Source organism: Thermasporomyces composti, from assembly GCF_003386795.1.
Lineage (GTDB): Bacteria > Actinomycetota > Actinomycetes > Propionibacteriales > Actinopolymorphaceae > Thermasporomyces > Thermasporomyces composti.
Window position 1 is genome coordinate 2,266,954 of sequence record NZ_QTUC01000001.1, and the last position, 20,167, is coordinate 2,287,120.

The following is a 20,167-nucleotide window of genomic DNA, read 5'->3' on the forward strand; positions in this document are numbered from 1 at the left end:
ATGGGCCGGTGTGCGGCTGTACGGAGAGCAATCCTGTGACTGGGACCAGCCCCAGCAGCATCCCTGTCGCTCGCGTGACCGCTCGCCTCGACCACCTCACGGTGTGCGAGAGTACCGGCAATGGGAGGATAGATCGGGTCCGAAGCCCGGCGTGCTCGCCTCCGTCGTCGGGTTCACCGAGCGCTCGTGCGTGCCGAACGACGCTCCCTGGGCGTGGGGAAGGGGTTTCCCGACGGACGACCCAGGGAAGCAGATCGTCGTGCGTGGAGCGCAGGCGGGGTGGAGCGGGGCGAGCGGAGGTCGAAGGAGAAGGCGTGACGGTGGCCCAGGTCGAGAGCTCGGCGGCCGCGACTGTCTTGGAGCTGCCCTTCGAGGTGGGCAGTGCGCGGACGGCGCGGCGTCGGCTCGAAGCCGACCTACGTGAAGCGGGCACATCTGACGACGATGCCCACGACGCCTTGCTGGTGTTGAGCGAGCTCGTGGGCAACGCGCTCCGCCACGCACGTCCTCTGCCGGCGGGAACCCTCCGGGTGGCGTGGACTCGAGAGCGGGACGGTCTGGAGATCTCCGTGACCGATGGCGGTGGGCCCACCCATCCGCGCATGCTCGACCTGCCTCCGTCCGCCCTCGGTGGGCGTGGTCTCGCCATCGTCGACGAGCTGTCGAGCGCGTGGGGCGTGCGCCGTGACGGCGAGTCCACCACCGTCTACGCGATCCTTCCGCTTCGCTCGTCGGAGTGAGCGGGCCGTCTAGGCAAGCGGTTCCCCGTGGCCGGTCCGGCACGATGGAGTCATGGCACCCGCGCAGTCTCCTGAGCAGGGGCGACGGCCAGTCCTCCTCTACGACGGTGACTGCGGTTTCTGCACCTGGTCCGCGGAGCTGCTCGACCGGTGGGTGGGGACGTCCGCGACGCTGATTCCCTGGCAGCTGGCTGATCACGCCGCCTTGGGAACGACGCCGAGCCGCGCTGAGCGCGAGGTGCTCTGGGTCGGAACGGATGGTCGAGTCGAGGGCGGCGTGGCGGCGGTCGCGCGGGTGCTGCGGACGGGTCGTCGTGGTTGGCGCCCGCTGGGCGTGCTGCTGTCCCTCCCACCGGTTCGATGGCTGGGCTCCGGGCTCTATTGGCTCATCGCCCGCAACCGACACCGGCTGCCTGGAGGTACGCCGGCGTGTGCGCTACCGGTGGAGAGGCGCCCCGGTGGCGACCGCGGAGAAGGTCGCTGAGGTGGTCGCCCCCCGCGGACGGCCGACGGCCTCGTGCGGCGTGGCGCGCACGAGGCGAGAGGGTCGCCGCACACACTGTGGTGAACCACGGTCGCGCGATGTGAGAGGCCAGGATGCCCGGTTCGCCCCCGTAGGGAACGTTTCGCCGGGTCGCGACGTCTACGGAGTGACCGCCGCTCCAGGGTGCCCTCCCGCGGCACGACGCCCTCTCGGTGCCACTGTGGTGAGTCAACGGAAGGGATCACGTCCCATGACTGGCACGCTCCCGGCCAGCGTGACGGGCTCGGTGGCCCGCTGGGCCGGCCTGGCCAGGGCCTACGACGTTCCCTGGACCGACCTGCTCCTCCTGGCGCTCAACGTCCACGGTCTCCGGTCAGCGGTCGGATCGCGAGTTCGGGTCCTTCTCCGGGTGCACGGTGACGAGGAGCCCCGGCTCGTCGTCGTCCCGTCCGGCCGTGCCAGCTCGCCGTTCGAGCTCGTCGGTGACACCTTGGTCGTGGACGGACAGCCGGTGGCGACGGTGGAGCGGCGGGTGAACGACGATGCGGTGGCCGGCTACCTCCGGTGCTGGGACGGGCGGCGGTGGCGTGCGGCCACCTTGAATCCGAACTCGCGCAGCCGTTGCACCGGCTGTGCCTTCTGCCCGACGGCGCTCGAAGATGCCGTCGATCCCCGCCTTCGGCTCGACGACGAGATCGCCGCGCTGCTCGCCGCGCTCGCGACGGAACTCCCCGAAGGGGGATCCCTCACCGACCTGGAAGACATCACGATCTCAACGGGGTGCTTCCACACCGAAGCGGCGGCGTTGGACCACCTGCGCACGGTACGTCGGGTGCTGACCGAGCACGGCTTGCATCCCCGGATCGGGCTGCTCACCTCGGTGGTGAGGAGCACGGAGGCGTTCGAGCGGATCGCTGAGGAGGTCGCGCCGTTCGTGCTGCACCTCACCGCGGAGTGCGTGTCCCGGCGGGACATCCTGCTCAAGACCAGCAAGGCGAGCCTGCGGCCGGAGCAGATGCCGGACCTGCTCGCGCGTGCTCGGGGCGCCGGACTCGACACGTCGTTCACCTACATCGTCGGTCTGGACCCGTACGAGCAGATGCGGGACTTCCTGCGCGAGCTCCTGCCGCACGTCACGGTGTTCCCGTCGGTGCAGGTGTACCAGTCCCACACGGCGCTCATGGACCTGCTGCGCGCGCCCGGCGCGGATGACCTCGGCTACTACGTGCGCATCCGGCGTGATCTGGAGGAGTGCGCGGCACCGCTCGGCCTGGTCCCCGAACGATGGCGCTGCTACCGACCGCTGTGGTACACGACCTTCGCGGGCGCGGCCTTGACGGGGCCGTGCCGGTAAGGGGCCGGCTGTGAGCGGGGCGCCGGTGAGGACGGAGGCGACGTCCGTCGGGGAGGTGTCGACCGCACCCCACCGGCAAGAGCACCGCCGACGAGAGACGTCCACGGTGGTCGTGCACGGTCACCGATACGACGACGTCCGTCTGGGCGACGAGGGTGCGCGGGCCTACGTGCTCGAGGAGCGGCTCGTCGGCTACGACAGCTACCAGGTCGCGGAGCTGGCGCTTGCGGACGGTACGACCGTCGTGCGGGTCCGTGTCCTCACGCTCGACGACGTGACGACCGTGTGGCCCTTGGCCGGTGAGCCGAGCCTGCCGGACCGTTGGGAGGGTCGGCTCCTCCTGCGCTCGCGGGAACGTGGCGGGAGAGTGCCGCCCGACCTCGCGAGCGCCCTCGACGCCGCTGGCCTCGACCTCGCGGTGCTCGATGCCGCACAGCGCCGACACCTCGTGGGCTTCGTGTCCGAGGCGCATCCTGGACCGACTCGGGACGCCCGCCTCGCCGTCGCCGTGGCCGCTGTCGCCGCCGCCCAGCGTCGTGGCCGAGGTTCGGCCTAGCGGCTGACGAGCTCGAAGGACACCGCGAGCCGACCGGAGAACCGGGGCGCGACCGCTCGCGCGAAACCGAGGAGCAGGTCGCGGGCGTACTCGTGTGGGTCCTGGTCGGTGAGCCCGGCGATGTAGGCGCGGTGCTCGGCGAGCGAGGCGATGCCGCGCTCGAGTGTGTCGGTCACGTCCACCGCGTGGGTCGCTCGCGGTGAGGCGGCCACCGCGACCCAGCGAACACCATTCCACGGCTCGAGGCCACGGTCGGCGAGCTCAGGGAAGATCCATCGGTTGCCCGCGTCGCCCACGGCGTCGAGCGTGGCGCGACCTACCGCCCGGTGGTCGGGGGTGTTCCACCCGCCGGGCTCCCAGGTGTCGTGGTAGTTGAGGGTGAGGACGAGCTCCGGGCGATGCCGGCGGATGGCGGCGGCCAGGTCCCGGCGGAGCTGGAGCGATTCCTCGATCACGCCGTCCCGATAGTCGAGGAACTCGACCGAGTCCACGCCGACGACGGCCGCGCTGGCCCGCTGCTCTCGCTCGCGCACAGGAGCGGCCTGCTCGGGTGGTATCCCGTCGATGCCGGCCTCGCCTCGGGTGACGAGCAGGTAGGCGACGTCCTTGCCGGCCGCCGTCCAGGACGCGATCGCCGCCGCCGCGCCGTACTCCAGGTCATCGGGGTGGGCGACGATGGCCAAGCAGCGCTGCCAGTCGTCCGGCATGGGTGCGAGCGGCTGGTCGGTCATGGGACTCCTCACTCTGCGATAGCTGTCCACGATGGCTGTCACTCTGGGCAGGCGCCGCGGCGGCGTGGCCGCCGCTCCATCCTCGCGGACGCTTCGGTCACTCACGGCGCCACACGAGTCCGCAGGAGACCTCGCTGCGGCCGCCCAGACCCCATGAAAGGTCATGTCCTCTGTCCTCCGATGTCCTCCGAGCAGACGCGGCGAGCTGGGGAGCCTGCCAGAGCGGTGGCGATACTGGGACGCCGTGTGGTCTTTCGAGGCGGCCGCCGTCGAGCACTGGCGCGCACGGTGGACGTCGTCGGACTGGGCGCGCCGGACGGAGCGGGACGACGCCGAGCCGTGGGCGATGCCGCTCGTCGTCCGGGTCGAGAAGACCACGCCGCCGGACCACTGGCGTGCCCTCGACGCCGCCGCGCTCAGCGTCGTCCGGCTGCTCTCGCACCCCCACACCGCACCAGGTCGGCCCTGGCACACCCCGCTTGCCCGCTGGATGGATGGTCGCATCCGCAAGGTCGTCCGCCGGGCGCGGGGAGTGCGGTGGCGGGACGTCGAGGCCCTGCCGGGCGTCACCGTCGAGGTGAACGGAGCGCAGGTGCGGGCTCTGCTGCCGCACCCAGTCCGGCAGGCGCCGTTGGAGGTCGCGAAGCTCCAGGTCGCGGGTCTGGACCTGGCGGCCGATCCGGAGCGCCAGCCCGGTCCGTTCCCGCCTTCCACGTCGGGCCCGGTCCTCACGATCCTCCTCGCACCGGACCTTCGCCTCTCGACCGGCAAGGCGTGCGCGCAGGTCGGTCACGCGGCACAGCTCGCGCTGCTGCACCTCGACCAGGCGCTCTCCTGGGCCGCAGCCGACTTCCCGGTTCGCATCGTCGAGTCCACACCCGACCAGTGGGCGTGGGTGACGCGTCACGTGGCCGCCGTCGTCGTGCGGGACGCCGGCTACACCGAAGTGACTCCCGGGACCCAGACCTGCGCCGCCACGTTCGCCGCTCCGCCACACGTGTGACGGACCTCACCGCGGCTCGCCTCTGCTTGCGCGCCTCCTCCGTGAGTGACCGGACGGTGGGGCCGTGGCGCGGGCTCTCGTCGCCGGAACTCCAGCACGGCCGGAACAGTCCAGCGACTGGAACAGTCCAGGACGGCCGGAACAGGTCGGCCATCGACGGAACCCACCCCGTGCGAGCACTCGCCGCGCGTATGGTCTACTTAGGTAAGGCTTACTTACGTCAGACCGCCGAGGGATGGAGCCGGGTGCGTATGACCGTCACGACTGAGAGGGCGCCGTCGAGGCCAGTACGCCAGCGACCGGCTCCTGAGATGGCGTTCTTTCGGACCCACGTCCGCGCGGTCCAGCGACTCAACCCCCACCTGGCTCGCATCACCCTGGCCGGCGAGGACCTCACCGGCTTCGTGAGCGACGGGCCCGACCAGCGGATCAAGATCTTCCTCCCGCGCGAGGGCCAGCCCGACCCGGTTCCGCTCGCGCGGCCGCCGGCCGACTGGTACTCCATCTACCGCGCGATGCCGCTGGAGGTTCGCCCGTACATCCGCACCTACACGATCCGGCGGCACCGTCCGGAGGTCGGCGAGGTCGACATCGACTTCGTGCTGCACGGTGACGAAGGTCCGGGCAGTCGCTGGGCGATGCGTGCCAAGCCCGGCGACCCGCTGCTCTTCTTCGGCCCGTGGGCCGACTACGAGCCGACCTTCGGCACGGACTGGCAGCTCATCGCCGGGGACGAGACCGCTCTGCCGGCGATCGGCGCGATCCTCGAGTCGCTGCCGGCCGGAACCCGGGCGCTGGTGTTCGTCGAGGTGCCGGACGAGAGCGCCCGCCAGTGGATCGAGACGCGCGGCGACGTGACGCTCACGTGGCTCTACCGTGACCACGCAGTGCCGGGCGCACAGCCGCTCCTCGACGCTGTCCGGGCCGCGACCTTCCCCGCCGGCCGTCCCTACGTGTGGCTTGGCGGTGAGTCGTCGATGGTGCGCTCACTGCGTCGGCACCTCGTCAACGAGCGCGGCGTCGCCCGCCACGACCTGTACTTCGCGGGGTACTGGCGTCGTGGGCGTACCGAGGACGACGCGTACGCCGAGTACGACGCTCGGACGGCCCGACGTTCCTGACCGCGCTCAGGGTGCGCCGGTCGGCTCCGCCGGGAGCCGGCGACAAACCCGGGGCACGCCTGAGGCTCCGCTGGTCGAGCGGCCGCGGCTATCTCCGGTGGAGGGCGAGCCATTCCGCGAAGGTCGTCGTGCCCAGGCGCGCGTTCGGGCCGGGCGTCAGCGAGGTGTCGGCCAGCTCGGTTCCGAAGTAGCGGGCATGCTCGTCGTCGACGACCTCGCGCGGGTCGTCGGCGATGGCGAGGACGCGGCGGATCAGCTCGGCGAACGGGATCTTCTCCGGCCCGGCGATCTCGATGACTCCGTTCACTGGATGCGAGACGGCGACGTCGGTCACCGCGGTGGCGACGTCCCTGGCCGCGATCGGCTGGAGCTTGGCCGTCGGAACGCGCACGGTGTCGCCCTCGGTGGCCGCGTCGGCGGTGGCGCGCATGAACTCGAAGAACTGGGTGGAGCGAACGATCGTGTACGGCCGGGAGGCCCTGCGGATCAGCTCCTCCTGTACGAGCTTGGCGCGCATGTATCCGCTGTCGGGTACCCGGTCGGCGCCGACGACGGTGAGCGCGACGTGGTGCCCGACGTCTGCCCGCTCCTCGGCCTCGAGCAGGTTTCGGCCGGAAGTCTCGAAGAACTCGAGCACCGCGGCGTCGTCGAAAGACGGCGAATTGGTCACGTCAACGACGACGTGCGCACCCGTGAGCGCTGCATCCAGGCCTTCACCGGAGATGGTGTTGACCCCGGTGTTCGGTGAGGCGGGCACGGCCTCGTGACCTCGCGCGCACAGGTTCTCGACGACGTGCCGGCCGATGAGCCCAGTCCCACCAATGATGACGATTCTCATGTCTGACCATCAACTTGTGTGATGTGACAACCCGCGTGGTGTGACAACCCGCGTGGTGTGACAACCTGCGTGGTGTGGCAATCCCGTGCGTGGCGGAACCCACGTCACGCGTCGGATGGGGTGTTGCCTTCCACGCCATCACCGGGTGCTCGAGCCCGCCCAGGGGATTTGTGCCCGACCTCGCGTGCGAATAGCCGATCTGCGGATGGCTCATGCCGATGGCTGACGTGCGGATGGGTGGTGCGTCGGTCGTGGCTCCTGTCCGGGTCAGGGAGCGGATGACTCCACGGAGCCTTGGGAGAGCAGCCAGGCCAGGGCGGTGCGCAAATCCTCGGGCGACCGGTAGACCACGCCGGTCATGCCCAGCGTCCGGGCGGCCTCGACGTTCTCGGCGCTGTCGTCCACGAACAGGCAGCGGTCAGGCGTCACTCCCAGACGTTCGGCCGCGTGTCGCATCACCCGGACGTCGGGTTTGCAGACGCCGAGCCGTGCGGTGTTGACGACGGCGTCCACCGCGTCGAGGAGGCCGAGCGAGGCCAGGTCGTGCTCCAACCGGGTGGTCGCGTTGGACACCAGGGCGACCGGCACGTGTCGCCGAGCAGCCGTGAGCAGGTCGAGGACGGTGTGGTCGACCTCGCCGACGAGGGCCGACCAGTCCTTGACCAGTCGTCGCGCGCGGTCGAGCGAGCCGCAGGGTGTGGCGAGGTCGTAGGCGACCGACTCCCGCCACTCCTCGTCCGTCACCTGGCCCGTGATCGCCGGGTACAACCGGTGGGGAGCGAACGCGTGGGCGGCGAGCGTACCCGCTGGGAGTCCGTACGCCGCGTCGAGCTGTTCCATCCCGTCGCCCCACAGGCGCACGACGCCGTCGACGTCACACAGGATCGCGTCGAACGATCGGGACGAGCGGGCGGCCATAGTCGACATCCTGTCAGCTGACGAGACGGTCGCTGCCGTCCGGTGACGGACACGGTCCGTGGAAGTCACGGGACTCAGTGGAAGTCGCGAGACATGGTGCGGATCGTGAGCGGCAGTCGGGCGAACTTCTCGGCGACGAGGTTGGTGACGCCTTCGGCGCGCTCGAGCCGCCCGCGCACGAGCAGGGCTGGTGACTCGCGGGCGATCCGCCGGTGCCGCTCCCACACCGCCGCCGGGCAGATGACGTTGATCATGCCGGTCTCGTCCTCGAGGTTGAGGAACGTCACCCCGCCCGCGGTCGCGGGGCGCTGTCGGTGAGTGACCACGCCACCGACCACGATGCGGCGGCCGTTGTCGATGGTGCGCAGGCGCTCGGCCGGGACAACCCCCATCGCGTCGAGCTTGTCGCGGACGTGGCGCGTGGGGTAGTCGTCGGGGGAGATGCCGGTGGCCCACAGGTCCGCCATGACCCGTTCGGCTGGGCTCATCTCCGGGAGCAGCGGCACCTGTCCGTGGATCTCATCCGAGCTCGCTGGCCTTGAGATCGTCGTCTCTGAGGCCGCCGACGCTGAGCCCGTTGCGTTGGTGCTGCGCGAGGGAAGGCTGCGCGAGGGAAGGCTGCGCGAGGGAAGGCTGCGCGAGGGAAGGCTGCGCGAGGGAAGGTGGTCCGGGCGTTCTTGCGCGGCGCTGCCCGCGAGCCACAGCGCCTCCCGACGGGACAGGCCGAAGCAGCTGAACGCCCCAGCGGTCGCCAGCGCCTCCATCTGGGCGGTGGTGAGCCCCACCCGTCGCGCCAGGTCCGCCAGATCAGCGTAGGGGCCGTGGGTCTCCCGCTCGGTGACGATCCGTGTCGCGAGCTCCTCGCCGATCGACCGGATGCCCGCGAGGCCCAGACGGACGGCGAACCGGCCGTCGCGGCGGTGCCGCGCGTCGTCCGCCGGCGCGTCGGGGTCGAACGGACCGGGCGGCGGCTGCTGCTCCGCCAGGCAGGCGGGGTCGCCGGTCGGCTCCAGCCGGTGAGGGCAGTCGCCCGAGGCGCCGACCGGGCCGTCGAGAGGTTCCAGATCGGCGTGGACGCCGGAGGCGTGGAGGTCGGCGTGGCGGACCTCCACCCCGTGCCGCCGGGCGTCGGCGACCAAGGTCTGCGGGGAGTAGAAGCCCATCGGCTGGGCGCGCAGCAGCGCGGTCAAGAACACCGCCGGATAGTGCAGCTTGAACCACGCGCTCGCGTAGACGAGCAGAGCGAAGCTGATCGAGTGGCTCTCCGCGAACCCGAAGTCGGCGAACGCCTCGATCTTCTCGTAGATCATGTCGGCGGTCTCGCCGGTGATGCCGCGCGCGGCCATGCCGGCGTACAGCTTCTCCTTCAAGGTGGAGATCTTCTCCAGCCCGCGCTTGGAGCCCATCGCCCGCCGCAACAGGTCGGCGTCGTCGGCGCTGCACCCGCCGACCTCCATCGCGATCTGCATGAGCTGTTCTTGGAAGAGGGGAACGCCGAGAGTGCGTTCCAACACGGGCGCGAGCGTGGGGTGGGGCGGTGTGGGCGGCTCCTTGCCCAGCTTGCGGCGGATGTAGGGGTGGACGGCGCCGCCTTGGATGGGGCCGGGCCGGATGAGCGCGATCTCGATGACGAGGTCGTAGAACCGACGAGGGCGGAGCCGGGGCAACGTGGCCATCTGGGCGCGGCTCTCCACCTGGAACACCCCGACCGAGTCGGCGCGGCACAGCATGTCGTAGACGCCCGGCTCCTCCTTGGGGATGGTGGCGAGCGACCAGTCCTCGCCCAGGTGCCGTCGGATGCCGTCCATCGTGTACTTGAGGACGGCCAGCATCCCCAGCCCCAGCAAGTCGAACTTGACGAGACCCATCCAAGCGCAGTCGTCCTTGTCCCATTGGAGGACCGTGCGCCCCGGCATCCGACCGTGCTCGATGGGACAGACCTCGCCGACGGGGCGGTCGGTCAGCACCATGCCCCCGGAGTGGATACCGAGGTGGCGGGGAAACGTCAGCAGCTGCTCGGCGAGCTCCACCACCGGTCGGGGGATGTCGCTCTCCACGGTCGCGACCGAGCCCCACGCGTCGACCTGCTTGGACCAGGCGTCCTGCTGCCCGGTGCTGTACCCGAGCGCCTTCGCCATGTCCCGCACCGCGAGCTTGGGGCGGTAGGTGATGACGTTGGCGACCTGCGCGGCGTTGTACCGGCCGTACTTCTCGTAGACGTACTGGATGACCTCCTCGCGACGGTCGGCGTCGAAGTCGACGTCGATGTCGGGCTCCTCGTCCCGCGTGGCGGACAGGAAGCGTTCGAACGGCAGGTCGTAGAAGATGGCGTCGACCGCGGTGATACCGAGGACGTAGCACACCGCGGAGTTGGCCGCCGATCCCCTGCCCTGGCAGAGGATTCCCCGGCTCCGCGCGAACTCGACGATGTCGTGGACGATGAGGAAGTAGCCGGGGAAGTCCTTCTCCTCGATGACCCGGAGCTCCTTCTCCAGCCTGGCGTACGCAGCTTCGCGGAGCTCGCCCTGGTAGGAGCCGTAGACGCGCTCGGCGCCCCGGTACACCAGCTCCCGCAGCCAGCTCATCGGCGTGTGGCCCTCGGGAACCTCCTGCCGGGGCAGTCGTGGCGAGGCCTTGCGCAGCGGGAACGCCAAGGCTCGCGCGTACTCCACGGTGCGCGCCACCGCGCCGGGGTAGCGGGCGAACCGCGCGGCCATCTCTGCGCCCGACCGCAGGTGCGCGGTCCCGGCGGCGGGCAGCCATCCGTCCATCTCGTCGAGGCTGCGCCGGGCGCGGACGGCGGCGAGCGCGGTGGCCAGCCGTCGACGGTCGGGGGTGGCGTAGTGGACGTTGTTGGTGGCGACGACGGGAAGCCCGCGTGACCGGGCCAGCTCCGCCAAGGCGTCGTTGCGTTGGGTGTCGTGGGGGTAGCCGTGGTCGATGAGCTCGACCACCACCTGGTCGCGGCCGAACAGCGCCACCAGTCGGTCCAGCTCACGGCCGGCGGCCCGCATGCCGTCGCTGCCGTTGGTCTCCAGGGCCCACGGGACCAGCCCTTTCCGGCAGCCGGTGAGAACCAGCCACTCCCCGTTCGCCTGGGCGGCGAGCTCCTCGAGGTCGTAGACGGGTCGCCCCTTCTCCCCTCCGCGCAGCTGGGCCGTGGTGATCGCGCCCGCCAGACGGTGGTAGCCCTCCTCCCCGCGGGCGAGGACCAGCAGGTGGTGGCCTTCGGGGTCGGCGACGCCGCTCTGCGGCTTGGACAGGCCGAGCGACAACTCGGCGCCGAAGACCGTGGCCAGGTCGGTCACCTCCGCGGCCTCGGCCATCCGGACCACGCCGTAGAGGCCGTCGTGGTCGGTGAGAGCCAGCGCCTGCAGGCCGAGTCGCACCGCCTCCTCGACGAGCTCCTCGGGGTGGCTGGCGCCGTCGAGGAAGCTGAAGTTGGAGTGGCAGTGCAGCTCGGCGTACGGGACGACCGGGCCGGGCGGGCGTCGCGGACGCAGCTCCGGCGGCGGGTCGTACGGCGGGCGGACCGAGCTCCACGCCGGGCTGTCGCCGCCGTCGGCGTCCGGAGGCGGGCCGCCTGGTCGGCGTCCGGACAGCTTGCGCTCCAGCTCCGACCACGGGATCGGCGGGTTACGCCATCCCATCGACCTCACCTCCCGTCGACGGGGTGAGCCGCTCGCCGCGGGTCAGCCGCTCAGTCATAGCGAGCCTCGATCCACCACCGGCCCTTCTCGTGGAGAAGGACGTAGGCGTTTCCCGTGGCGCACGCGACCTGGAACCGGGCGTACCGGCGGGCGGTCGCGGGATCCCACCACCGTTCCTCGACCGGCCAAGGGCCGGCCCAGCCGACGACGGGTTCCCGCTCCGTGCCGTTCCGGACCAGGAGCTGGCACGGTGCCGACATGCCGTACCGGTCGTCGAGCGTCACCACCTGGCCGGTCGCGTCCAGCACGTCGACCGGCTCCGGCTCGGGCAGGACCGTGGCGGGGGCCGGAGGCGGAAGGTGTCCCGGCCACGGTTCGTCGGTGGGCCGCGCGGGGGTGGCGTCGTCTCCCCACGGCACCAAGGTGACGCGCTCGGCTGGTGCTCGCCCGCCGGAGAGGACGGCGGTCACCACCGCCTCGTGCCCCAGCATGCTCTGGATCCGGGTGAAGGCCCGGTGGATGCGTTCGTCCGGCGCCTGGTCTCCCCACAAGCCGTCCTGGTAGGCCCCGGTGGGGGCCACCTCGTCGGGGATCAGGTCGACCCGGACGACGCCTGAGGTCAGCTCCTCGGCCGGGCCGTCGCTGGTCGTGCGGGTGCCTTGGAGCTGCCAGCGCACCCGGTCGACGACGTCCGCGGCGGTGAACCACCGGGGGTGGCGCCACCGCCGGCCGCGGGGTTCGTCGTCCTCGGTCCGGATCTCGACGCGGAGACAGGCGCAGACCAGGTCGCGCTCGGCGAGGCCGTGGACGAGCCGCTCGGCCGCCTCACGGATCCCGAAGGCCACCTGGTCGACGCGTTCCAGTGGCGGCTCGAAGGTCGCGGATGTCGCCAGCTCCGGCGGTGGGCGGCGGGTGGCCAGCGGTCGGTCGTCGCGGCCGGACGCGAGCCGGTGGGCGGCCGCGCCGACGGTGCCGAACCGCGTCACGACCTGGCTGAACGGCAGGGCGGCGAACGCGCCGAGGGTGCGAATACCCAAGCGCCGCAGCAGGTCGATGAGGTCGGAGCGGTCCACGTCGGCCTGGCCTGGGAGGCGCCCCTCGCGGAGGGCGTCGATCGGGAGCGGGGCCAGGCAGCGAGCGGACTCGCCGGGCGGGAACGCCAGGACCGTCTCGCCGGCCTGCTCAGCCAGCCGGGCCGCCTGCTCGGCCGCGAACGGACCGTCGGCGATTCCCACGACGCAGCCGAATCCCGCGTCGCTCAGGCGGTCGTGCAGGACCTGGGCGAAGGTCAGCTCGCCCTTGGCCAGGTCGGATCCGCCGTAGTAGCGACTCGGCCCTCGGGCGCCGACCGCGCAGATGCCCGGCCGGATGATCTCCACGCCGGGCGCGAGCTCCTCGACGAGCGTGACCACCGGCTCGAAGACGCGGGCGTCCACGGCCGGGTCGTAGGGCAGCGTCACCAGCTCGGGGCAGCGGGCCTGCGCCTCCCTGACCCGCAGGCCACGCCGGACGCCGTCCCGACGGGCGGTCGCGGAGCAGGCGAGGACTCGACCGCGGTCGAGGACGGCGAGGGGGACGTCCTCGGGGTGACCGGCCTCGCGTGCGGCGGCGGTCACCGGCCAGTCGGGGCACCACACCACGACGGTTCGAGTCATCCCGCCCGCACCTCCAGGGCGTCGACCCGCCCGGTGAACGGCAGGACGGGCGCCGAGACCGAGGGTGGGCTCTCCGCGTGGACGCACCGTGCGTCCGTGTCGTCTGCCGGCGCCGCCTGCGCAAGGGAGCGGACCTGGCCGTCCCTGTCCGGCAGCCACAGCCGGGTCGCTCGCCGGCGACCGCCGGTGCCGCGTCCGACCGCCTCGACGGTGGCCTCGCGGGCGGTCAGCTGTCCGTGGCCGGCGCCCAGCCCGTGCCAGCGGCTCGACGTGACCGTGAGCCGCAGCTCGCACCCGGACCAGTCGGAGCCGTGGACGAGGAGGACCGCGCCGCGTTCGCGGACTCGGGCGGCCAGCCGGCGCGCCTCGGCGTCGTAGGCGGGGCTGGGTGGATGGACGACCACCAGGTCGAGGACGTCGACCAAGGTCGCGACCACGGTGAGCCAGTGGCGTCCGGGGGAGGGCACCAGCACCAGCCGGGTGAGGTCGACGCCCGTCGCGGCGGCGGCCTCCGCGCCCAGGCCGGGCAGCCCGACGACTCCACACCATGAGCCGGCCTGGGAGGGTCCGGCCAGGAGGGCCAGGGTGAGCGTGGTCGACACCTGGACGACGTAGCTCGCTCCCCGTCGGAGGCCGCCCTCCGGCAGCACATCGGCGAACGCGGCCAGTGCGGGGAGGGTGGGGACGATCGCGGTCGCCGCGGTCGGCATGGCGGCGAGCTCGGCTCGTAGCTCTGCGAGCACGGCGGCTCGGTCGGCCACGGAGACACGTCCCGCTCGGTCGGTCAGGCGAGCCACACCTCGACTCCCACGGCCGGTGGGTGGGACGTCCGCCGTGTCGGTCGTGTCGGTGGGCGGACCTACCCTGTCGGTCCGACGCCCTCGGATCGCGGCATGGGACATCGCGGCATGGGACATCGCGGCATGGGACAAGGCCCTCGCGGTGTCGGTACGCGAGGCGGCCGCCTCGGCGTCTCGGTGAGGCGGGACGACGTCCAGGGGGCGTACCCGCGACGAACCGACCACCGTTCGATGGTCGAACACATGTTCGAGATTGTCAACTGGCTCGAGGTCCTCGACCCTCCTGACCTGGGCCGACAAACCCGGCGAACGAGGCACTCACCATCTGGGCGGGGGCGGGCGTGAGCCAGCGGTCTATGGTCACCACCATGAGCCATCGCGACCTCGACGCGCCGGCCGACACCGGCTCGTCGGCCGACGACGGGGCGGCCGCCCCCACCGACGTGCCGCCAACCGTCGAGTCCGGCGGCACCTACGACGTCAGGGACGATCCCGGCTACCTCGATCTCGGGTATGGGCGGCTCGACACCGACCGGCTCGCCCGGACCGGTGATCCTGAGGTCATCTACGGCGCCGGCAAGACGCCTGAGCAGGTGGTCGAGCTGCTGCGACGACTGCGACAGGCGCATCCGAGCCGGGCGGCGCTGGCGACCCGGCTCGGGCCGGAGGCGCTGGCCGCCGTCCGTGCGACGTTTCCGGAGGCGTCGATCAGCGAGGACGCCGGCGTGGTGACGGTCGGACCACTGCCGCAGGCCAGGGGCCTGGTGTGCGTGGTCTCGGCGGGGACGTCGGACGCCCGGGTGGCCACGGAGGCGGCGGTCACCGCCCGCGCGTTCGGCGCCGGTGTCCGCCAGATCAGCGACGTGGGGGTGGCGGGCATCCATCGGTTGCTCGCCGTGAAGGACGAGCTCGACCAGGCTGACTGCCTGGTCGTGGTGGCCGGGATGGAGGGCGCGTTGCCGTCCGTCGTCGGTGGGCTCACCGGTGTCCCGCTCGTCGCGGTGCCGACGAGCGTGGGGTACGGCGCGTCGTTCGGAGGCTTGGCGGCGCTGCTCGCGATGTTGAACTCCTGCGCGCCAGGCGTGGTCGTCACGAATATCGACAACGGATTCGGCGCGGGCGTCTTCGCCGCGCGAGTGGCGCGTCGGGCCCGCCGAGATGGAGGAGCGCGGTGATCAACCCTCTACGCGGCTGGCGGGGCCGGCGGATCGCCTGGCTGGACTGTGGCTCGGGCGCCAGCGGTGACATGCTGCTCGGGGCGCTGGTGTCGGCGGGTGTCCCGCTCGAGGTGCTCACCGAGGCGGTCGACGCCGCCGCACCGGAGGGCGTCGAGGTCACGGCCGCGCTCGTGACGCGCAACGGCCTCGCCGCCACGCTGGTCTCGGTCGAGGGCACGGATTCCACCCACGAGCGCACGTGGCGGGAGATCCGAGCCCTGCTCGAGGCCGCCGAGCTGGACGACCGTGTGCGCGAGCGTGCGTTGGAGACGTTTCGGCGGCTCGCCGAGGCGGAGGCGAGGGTGCACGCCACGAGCCCGGACGAGGTCCATTTCCACGAGGTGGGCGCGCTCGACGCCATCGCGGACGTCGTGGGAGTCTGCGCGGGCCTGGCCTACCTGGAGGTGGACGAGATCTACGCCTCGCCTGTCGCGGTCGGCTCGGGCTACGTCCGCACCGCACACGGCCGGCTGCCCGTGCCGGTGCCCGCCGTCGTGGAGCTGCTCGCCGCGGCGGGAGCGCCGTCGTATGCCGGCGAGAGTGACGGGACGCCTGCCGGTGAGCTGTGCACGCCGACGGGTGCGGCGTTGCTGGCGACCCACGTGACTCGCTGGGGGGCCCAGCCGCTGATGCGTGTCCGCGCGCACGGGGTCGGCGCCGGGACGAGGGACACGCCGGGGCGGGCGAACGTCGTCCGTCTCCTCCTCGGCGAGCCCGTCAACGACGTCCCGAGCTCTCGCCGCGACGCCTCGCCGTCGAACGAGGTGGCTGGCGGGCGTGAGAGGTCACCCGCGACCACGAGCCAGGTCGTCGTCGAGACCAACGTGGACGACCTCGACCCACGGATCTGGCCAGCGGTGCTGCACCGGCTTCTCGCGGCGGGCGCCGCCGACGCGTGGCTGACCCCGATCCTGATGAAGAAGGGCCGGCCCGCGCATACGCTCGCGGTTCTCGTCGACCCGGATCTCGTCGACGAGGTGTGTCGCGTCATCTTCACCGAGACGTCGGCGATCGGGGTCCGCAGCTATCCGGTGGTCAAGCAGCCGCTGGAACGCGTGACAAGGACGGTCGCGCTGCCGGACGGACTGGTCCGGGTCAAGGTCGCCTCGTACGACGGCAAGGTCGTCAACGTCCAGCCGGAGTACGACGACGTCGTCGCGCTCGCCGAGCGGACCGGACGTCCTGTCAAGGATGTCTTGACCGAGGCGCACGCGCGCGCGAGAGACGACGCGGAGATCTAGTCCATCGAGCGCGACGAGTAGCGAGTGCGAAGGCCAGGCGAGCGAGGAACGGCCCGGAAGGGGCTCGTCCCTCCGGGCCGCTCGACCGTTCTTCCGCGCCGGGCGGGGCGCCTCACTCGTAGAGGACGGCCTGAATCTCCTCGTCGTCGATGTTGGACTTGTCGTACCAGTAGAAACCGGTGTCGATCGTCTTCGGCAGCTGCTCGCCGTTGATCGCCTTGACGGCGGCCTTGACGGTCTCGTAGCCGATTCCGATCGGGTTCTGGGTGATGGCGCCGGCCATCGTGCCGTCCTTGATCGCGTCGATCTGCGCCTTCCCGGAGTCGAAGCCGATCACGACGATCTCGCCGGCCTTTCCGAGTTCCCTCACCGCGTTGATGACGCCGATCGCCGAGCCCTCGTTGGCTCCGAAGATGCCGGCGATGTCGGGGTTCCCCTCGATGATGGCTCGGGTGAGGTTGGTCGACTCGAGGTGGTCGCCGCCGCCGTACTGGACGGGCAGGATCTCCACGTCGGGCGCGTTCTCCTTGATGTACTCAATGAACCCGTCGCGACGTTCGACGCCGGTCACGCTGGTCTGGTCGTGGACGACGAGCGCGACCTTTCCTTTCCCACCGATCAGCTCGACCATGTGCTCGGCCGCGAGCGCCGCGGCCGCTCGGTTGTTCGTGGCGGCGGTCGTGAGCGGAACGTCGCTGTCGACTCCGGAGTCGAACGCGATCACCGGGATGTCGCGACGCTTCGCCTCTTCCATCAAAGGTGCGGCGGCCTGGCTGTCAAGCGCGGCGAATCCGATGGCGTCCGGTTTGCGGTCGAGAGCCGCTTGCAGCATGTCGATCTGCTGGGCCACCTCCGACTCGGAGTCGGGGCCCTCGAAGGTGACCTCGACGTCGAACTCCTCCGCCGCCTTCTCAGCGCCCTGGCGGACGGCCTGCCAGAACTGGTGCTGGAAGCCCTTCGAGACAAGGGCGATGGTGGGTCGGTCGCCGCCCGAGCCGCCCGAACCACCTCCCGGCGTGTCGCCTGACCCGCCGCATGCGGTGGCGATGAGAAGCGCCGCTGCCATCACGCCAATGAGGCCTGGACCGCGCTTCCTCATGGGATCCTCCGTGGTGGTGAAAACGTGGTAGGTGTCGCGGTGCTGTGGTGTCAGGTGCTGGCTCGACCGCGACGCAGGATGTCGGTGTAGACCGCCAGCAGGATGACGATGCCGATGATGACGGTCTGCCATTCCGGCTCGACGGACATGATGCGAAGGCCGTTGGTGACCGTGCCAACGATCAACGCCCCGATCAGAGTGCCGAGGATGCTGCCCTTGCCGCCCTGCAACGACGTTCCCCCGATGACGACGGCCGCGATGGCCTGCAGCTCGTAGCCCACGCCGAGCGCGGGTTGGGCGGAGTTGAGTCGGGCGGCGAGGACGAGACCGGCGACTCCCATGAACGCGCCGGAGAGCGTGTAGACGGCGATCTTCCACCTCCGGACGTTGACGCCGGAGATCTTCGCCGCCTCCTCGTTGCTGCCGATCGCGAAGGTGTAGCGGCCGAGCAGCGTCTTGTTGAGGACGATCGCCGCGATGACGGTGAGGACGAACAGGATGAGCACGCCGTTGGGCAGCCAGGGGATGAGCGTGCCTCGAGCGATACCGGTGAATCCCGCGACCTCACTGAAGTAGATCGGCGCGGCGCCGGAGATGACCAGCGCCAGGCCTTCGGCGATCAGCATGGTCGCGAGCGTGGCGATGAACGGCGGGATCCCGAGAAACGCGATCGTGGTGCCGTTGATGAAGCCGATGAGGGCACCACTGAGGATCCCGCAGAGGACGCCGACGGGCAGCGGCAGGCCAAGGTGGACGAGGAAGATCCCGGTGAGCACGGCTGTCAGCGTCATGCCGGTGCCCAGGGACAGCTCGATGCCGCCCGTGATGATGACGAAGGTGGTCCCCAGCGCGAGGATGCCGACCACCGTCGTCGACTCGAGGATGCCGGTCAGGTTGGACCGACTCGAGAAGTGAGGGTTGACGACGGAGAAGAAGATGACGATGACGAGCAGACTCGCGAACGCGAGAAGCTGTTGGAACTGCCGTCGCACCAGCGACGGGGTGAGCTCGAGCCACCGGTGCGGCGCCGCCAGGTAGGACCGGGGTGATGTCGACGAAGCCGAGGTGGCCGTCTCCTTCGTCGCCGGCGCGTCGCTGACCCGTCTCATACCGCGATGCCTCCGTGAGCACCGGCCTGCGTGGCGTAGGCCATGATCGTCTCTTGGTCCGCGTCGGCGTTGTCGAGGATGCCGGTGACCCGACCCTCGCACATGACGACGATGCGGTGGGCGAGCCGGAGAACCTCCGGCAGCTCGGACGAGATCATGATGATCGACTTGCCCTGCTCCGCCAGGCTCGTCAGGAGCTCGTAAATCTCCTCTTTCGCGCCGACGTCGATGCCGCGAGTGGGTTCGTCCACGAGGAGGATGTCGCAGTCCTTGGCGAGCCACCGGGCGAGGACGACCTTCTGCTGGTTGCCGCCGGACAACGCTTGGGTCTGCTGGCGTACGGACGTCGCCTTGACGCGCAGCGACCGCACGTAGTCCTCCGAGACCTCTCGGATGCGCTTGTCCCGAACCAGGCCGAGCGGCCCGGTGAACGACGGGAGCGAGGACAACGCGACGTTGAGGGTGATGTCTTGGTCGAGCAACAGACCGAAGCGCTTACGGTCCTCGGACAGGTACCCCATGCCGAGGCGAGCGGCATCGGCGGGGCTCTTGATCCTCACCCGGCGTCCACGCAGGTAGATCTCGCCGCGCTCGATCGGATCGATTCCGCACAACGCCCGCGCGACCTCGGTGCGCCCCGCGCCCATGAGCCCGGCGAAGCCGAGGATCTCGCCTTCTCGCACGTCGAAGCTGACGTCGCGCAGCAGGTCCTTCGTGGTGAGTCCACGAACCTCGAGGACCGTCGGACGTTGTCGGGTGGACCGTGCGGGCCGCGTCTGGTGGGTGATCTCGCGGCCCACCATGAGCGCGATCACCCGACGGACATCGGCGTCCGCGGTCGGCATGGTCGCGATGTACTCACCGTCGCGCAGGACGGTGATGCGGTCGGAGATCTCGCGCAGCTCTTCCAGTCGGTGCGAGATGTAGATGATGCCGGTGCCTCGCCGCTTCAGGTCGCGGATGATGCGAAACAACACCCGCGTCTCCTGCTCGGTGAGCGCCGCTGTGGGCTCATCCATGACGAGGATGCGGGCGTCGAACGACAGCGCTTTGGCGATCTCGACGACCTGTTGCTGAGCGACCACGAGGTCGCCGACCTTGGTCCGCGGATCGAGATAGATACCGAGCTGGTCGAAGAGCTGAGCGGCGCGGCGGTTGAGGTCCTTGTTGTCGACGAACGCCCACCAGCGGCGCTTCTCACGTCCGATGAAGATGTTCTCGGCGATGGTGAGGTCGGGCATCAGCGACAGCTCTTGGTGGATGACGCTGATGCCGAGCGCCTGCGCGGTCTGTGGTCCGTCGATGTCGACGGGCTTTCCGTCGATGAGGATCGTGCCGGCGTCCTTGGCGTAGACGCCGGTGAGGATCTTCATGAGGGTCGACTTCCCCGCGCCGTTCTCGCCGACCAGCGCGTGGACCTCGCCGGCGTGAAGGTCCAGCGACACGTTCGACAGCGCCCGGACCCCGGGGAAGCTCTTGCTGATCCCCTCAAGCCTGAGCAGCTGGTCGGTCACGTCGCTCCAGTCCGTCGTCAAGAGGTGAGGCGCATGCGTCGTCGGCGAGGAAGGAAGGCGACGCGGACGGCGTACGGCGGCTCGATCGTAGCGACGCCCACGTGTTCGATGTCAACGTTCCACGATCGCCCTACGTG

17 protein-coding genes are annotated in these 20,167 nt (G+C 70.8%); 8 read left to right on the forward strand and 9 right to left on the reverse strand.

From position 1 onward, the window contains the following. Positions 1-314: 314 nt before the first annotated feature. From DFJ64_RS09780 to DFJ64_RS09795, 4 genes are all read left to right on the forward strand, one after another. Positions 315-740 carry an ATP-binding protein gene (locus DFJ64_RS09780; protein ID WP_115850191.1) on the forward strand — a complete coding sequence of 142 codons (426 nt, stop codon included), beginning with the start codon at positions 315-317 and terminating at the stop codon, positions 738-740. A 52-nt stretch (positions 741-792) separates the two neighbouring features. Continuing rightward, on the forward strand, positions 793-1,224 hold the full coding sequence (locus tag DFJ64_RS09785; protein WP_115850192.1) for a thiol-disulfide oxidoreductase DCC family protein: 432 nt from the start codon (positions 793-795) through the stop codon (positions 1,222-1,224). Positions 1,225-1,474: 250 nt separating this feature from the next. Continuing rightward, positions 1,475-2,578 (forward strand): hypothetical protein, encoded by a 1,104-nt coding sequence (locus DFJ64_RS09790; RefSeq protein WP_115850193.1) that lies wholly within the window; start codon positions 1,475-1,477, stop codon positions 2,576-2,578. A 112-nt stretch (positions 2,579-2,690) separates the two neighbouring features. Continuing rightward, positions 2,691-3,134, forward strand: coding sequence for a hypothetical protein (locus tag DFJ64_RS09795; RefSeq protein ID WP_147304666.1), 444 nt, complete (start codon positions 2,691-2,693; stop codon positions 3,132-3,134). On the opposite strand, the gene DFJ64_RS09800 is transcribed toward DFJ64_RS09795, so the two are convergent. Then, a complete protein-coding gene (locus DFJ64_RS09800) occupies positions 3,131-3,865 on the reverse strand; it encodes a PIG-L deacetylase family protein (RefSeq protein WP_115850195.1) in 735 nt (244 codons plus the stop codon). The genes DFJ64_RS09795 and DFJ64_RS09800 overlap by 4 nt on opposite strands. 244 nt (positions 3,866-4,109) lie before the next feature. Between DFJ64_RS09800 and DFJ64_RS09805 the strand changes: the two genes are divergently transcribed. Both DFJ64_RS09805 and DFJ64_RS09810 read left to right on the forward strand, forming a co-directional pair. Continuing rightward, entirely contained in the window at positions 4,110-4,868 is a 759-nt protein-coding gene (locus DFJ64_RS09805) for a peptidyl-tRNA hydrolase (protein ID WP_211310555.1), read from the forward strand. Positions 4,869-5,179: 311 nt separating this feature from the next. After that, positions 5,180-5,989, forward strand: a complete 810-nt coding sequence (locus DFJ64_RS09810; protein WP_115850196.1) for a siderophore-interacting protein — start codon at positions 5,180-5,182, stop codon at positions 5,987-5,989. 88 nt (positions 5,990-6,077) lie between these two features. On the opposite strand, the gene DFJ64_RS09815 is transcribed toward DFJ64_RS09810, so the two are convergent. The 5 genes from DFJ64_RS09815 to DFJ64_RS09835 all read right to left on the reverse strand — a co-directional run bounded on the left by DFJ64_RS09815 (position 6,078) and on the right by DFJ64_RS09835 (position 13,811). Next, positions 6,078-6,827: an SDR family oxidoreductase gene (locus tag DFJ64_RS09815; RefSeq protein ID WP_115850197.1), complete on the reverse strand. Its 750-nt coding sequence runs from the start codon at positions 6,825-6,827 to the stop codon at positions 6,078-6,080. 267 nt (positions 6,828-7,094) lie between these two features. Further along, positions 7,095-7,745: an HAD-IA family hydrolase gene (locus DFJ64_RS09820; protein WP_115850198.1), complete on the reverse strand. Its 651-nt coding sequence runs from the start codon at positions 7,743-7,745 to the stop codon at positions 7,095-7,097. A 74-nt stretch (positions 7,746-7,819) separates the two neighbouring features. Further along, on the reverse strand, positions 7,820-11,395 hold the full coding sequence (locus tag DFJ64_RS09825) for an error-prone DNA polymerase (protein WP_115850199.1): 3,576 nt from the start codon (positions 11,393-11,395) through the stop codon (positions 7,820-7,822). Between the two features lie 50 nt (positions 11,396-11,445). After that, the gene (locus tag DFJ64_RS09830) at positions 11,446-13,050 is read right to left on the reverse strand and encodes a DNA polymerase Y family protein (RefSeq protein ID WP_115850200.1); all 1,605 of its coding nucleotides are present in this window, start codon (positions 13,048-13,050) and stop codon (positions 11,446-11,448) included. Continuing rightward, positions 13,047-13,811, reverse strand: a complete 765-nt coding sequence (locus DFJ64_RS09835; RefSeq protein WP_147304667.1) for a hypothetical protein — start codon at positions 13,809-13,811, stop codon at positions 13,047-13,049. Before DFJ64_RS09835 ends, DFJ64_RS09830 begins: the two co-directional genes overlap by 4 nt. A gap of 407 nt (positions 13,812-14,218) precedes the next feature. On the opposite strand from DFJ64_RS09835, the gene larB reads away from it, so the two are divergent. Continuing rightward, complete coding sequence (larB, locus tag DFJ64_RS09840; protein ID WP_115851955.1) at positions 14,219-15,025, forward strand: nickel pincer cofactor biosynthesis protein LarB; 807 nt, start codon at positions 14,219-14,221, stop codon at positions 15,023-15,025. Next, on the forward strand, positions 15,022-16,308 hold the full coding sequence (gene larC, locus DFJ64_RS09845; protein ID WP_245941043.1) for a nickel pincer cofactor biosynthesis protein LarC: 1,287 nt from the start codon (positions 15,022-15,024) through the stop codon (positions 16,306-16,308). The genes larB and larC overlap by 4 nt, the downstream gene beginning before the upstream one ends. A 112-nt stretch (positions 16,309-16,420) precedes the next feature. Here the strand turns inward: larC and DFJ64_RS09850 are convergent, their stop codons facing one another. The 3 genes from DFJ64_RS09850 to DFJ64_RS09860 form a co-directional block, all read right to left on the reverse strand. Further along, positions 16,421-17,374, reverse strand: a complete 954-nt coding sequence (locus DFJ64_RS09850) for an ABC transporter substrate-binding protein (RefSeq protein WP_245941044.1) — start codon at positions 17,372-17,374, stop codon at positions 16,421-16,423. Between the two features lie 83 nt (positions 17,375-17,457). Beyond that, complete coding sequence (locus tag DFJ64_RS09855) at positions 17,458-18,516, reverse strand: ABC transporter permease (RefSeq protein WP_115850203.1); 1,059 nt, start codon at positions 18,514-18,516, stop codon at positions 17,458-17,460. Next, positions 18,513-20,030, reverse strand: a complete 1,518-nt coding sequence (locus tag DFJ64_RS09860; RefSeq protein ID WP_115851957.1) for a sugar ABC transporter ATP-binding protein — start codon at positions 20,028-20,030, stop codon at positions 18,513-18,515. Before DFJ64_RS09860 ends, DFJ64_RS09855 begins: the two co-directional genes overlap by 4 nt. Positions 20,031-20,167: the final 137 nt, after the last annotated feature.

Excerpts from the sequence above, each read along its gene's own strand:
- DFJ64_RS09815 (WP_115850197.1), bottom strand. The coding sequence starts at position 6,827 with ATGAGAATCGTCATCATTGGTGGGACTGGGCTCATCGGCCGGCACGTC.
- DFJ64_RS09830 (WP_115850200.1), bottom strand. The coding sequence starts at position 13,050 with ATGACTCGAACCGTCGTGGTGTGGTGCCCCGACTGGCCGGTGACCGCC.
- DFJ64_RS09790 (WP_115850193.1), top strand. The coding sequence starts at position 1,475 with ATGACTGGCACGCTCCCGGCCAGCGTGACGGGCTCGGTGGCCCGCTGG.
- DFJ64_RS09810 (WP_115850196.1), top strand. The coding sequence starts at position 5,180 with ATGGCGTTCTTTCGGACCCACGTCCGCGCGGTCCAGCGACTCAACCCC.
- DFJ64_RS09800 (WP_115850195.1), bottom strand. The coding sequence starts at position 3,865 with ATGACCGACCAGCCGCTCGCACCCATGCCGGACGACTGGCAGCGCTGC.
- DFJ64_RS09855 (WP_115850203.1), bottom strand. The coding sequence starts at position 18,516 with ATGAGACGGGTCAGCGACGCGCCGGCGACGAAGGAGACGGCCACCTCG.
- DFJ64_RS09850 (WP_245941044.1), bottom strand. The coding sequence starts at position 17,374 with ATGGCAGCGGCGCTTCTCATCGCCACCGCATGCGGCGGGTCAGGCGAC.
- DFJ64_RS09825 (WP_115850199.1), bottom strand. The coding sequence starts at position 11,395 with ATGGGATGGCGTAACCCGCCGATCCCGTGGTCGGAGCTGGAGCGCAAG.
- larB (WP_115851955.1), top strand. The coding sequence starts at position 14,219 with ATGAGCCATCGCGACCTCGACGCGCCGGCCGACACCGGCTCGTCGGCC.
- DFJ64_RS09820 (WP_115850198.1), bottom strand. The coding sequence starts at position 7,745 with ATGGCCGCCCGCTCGTCCCGATCGTTCGACGCGATCCTGTGTGACGTC.
- DFJ64_RS09785 (WP_115850192.1), top strand. The coding sequence starts at position 793 with ATGGCACCCGCGCAGTCTCCTGAGCAGGGGCGACGGCCAGTCCTCCTC.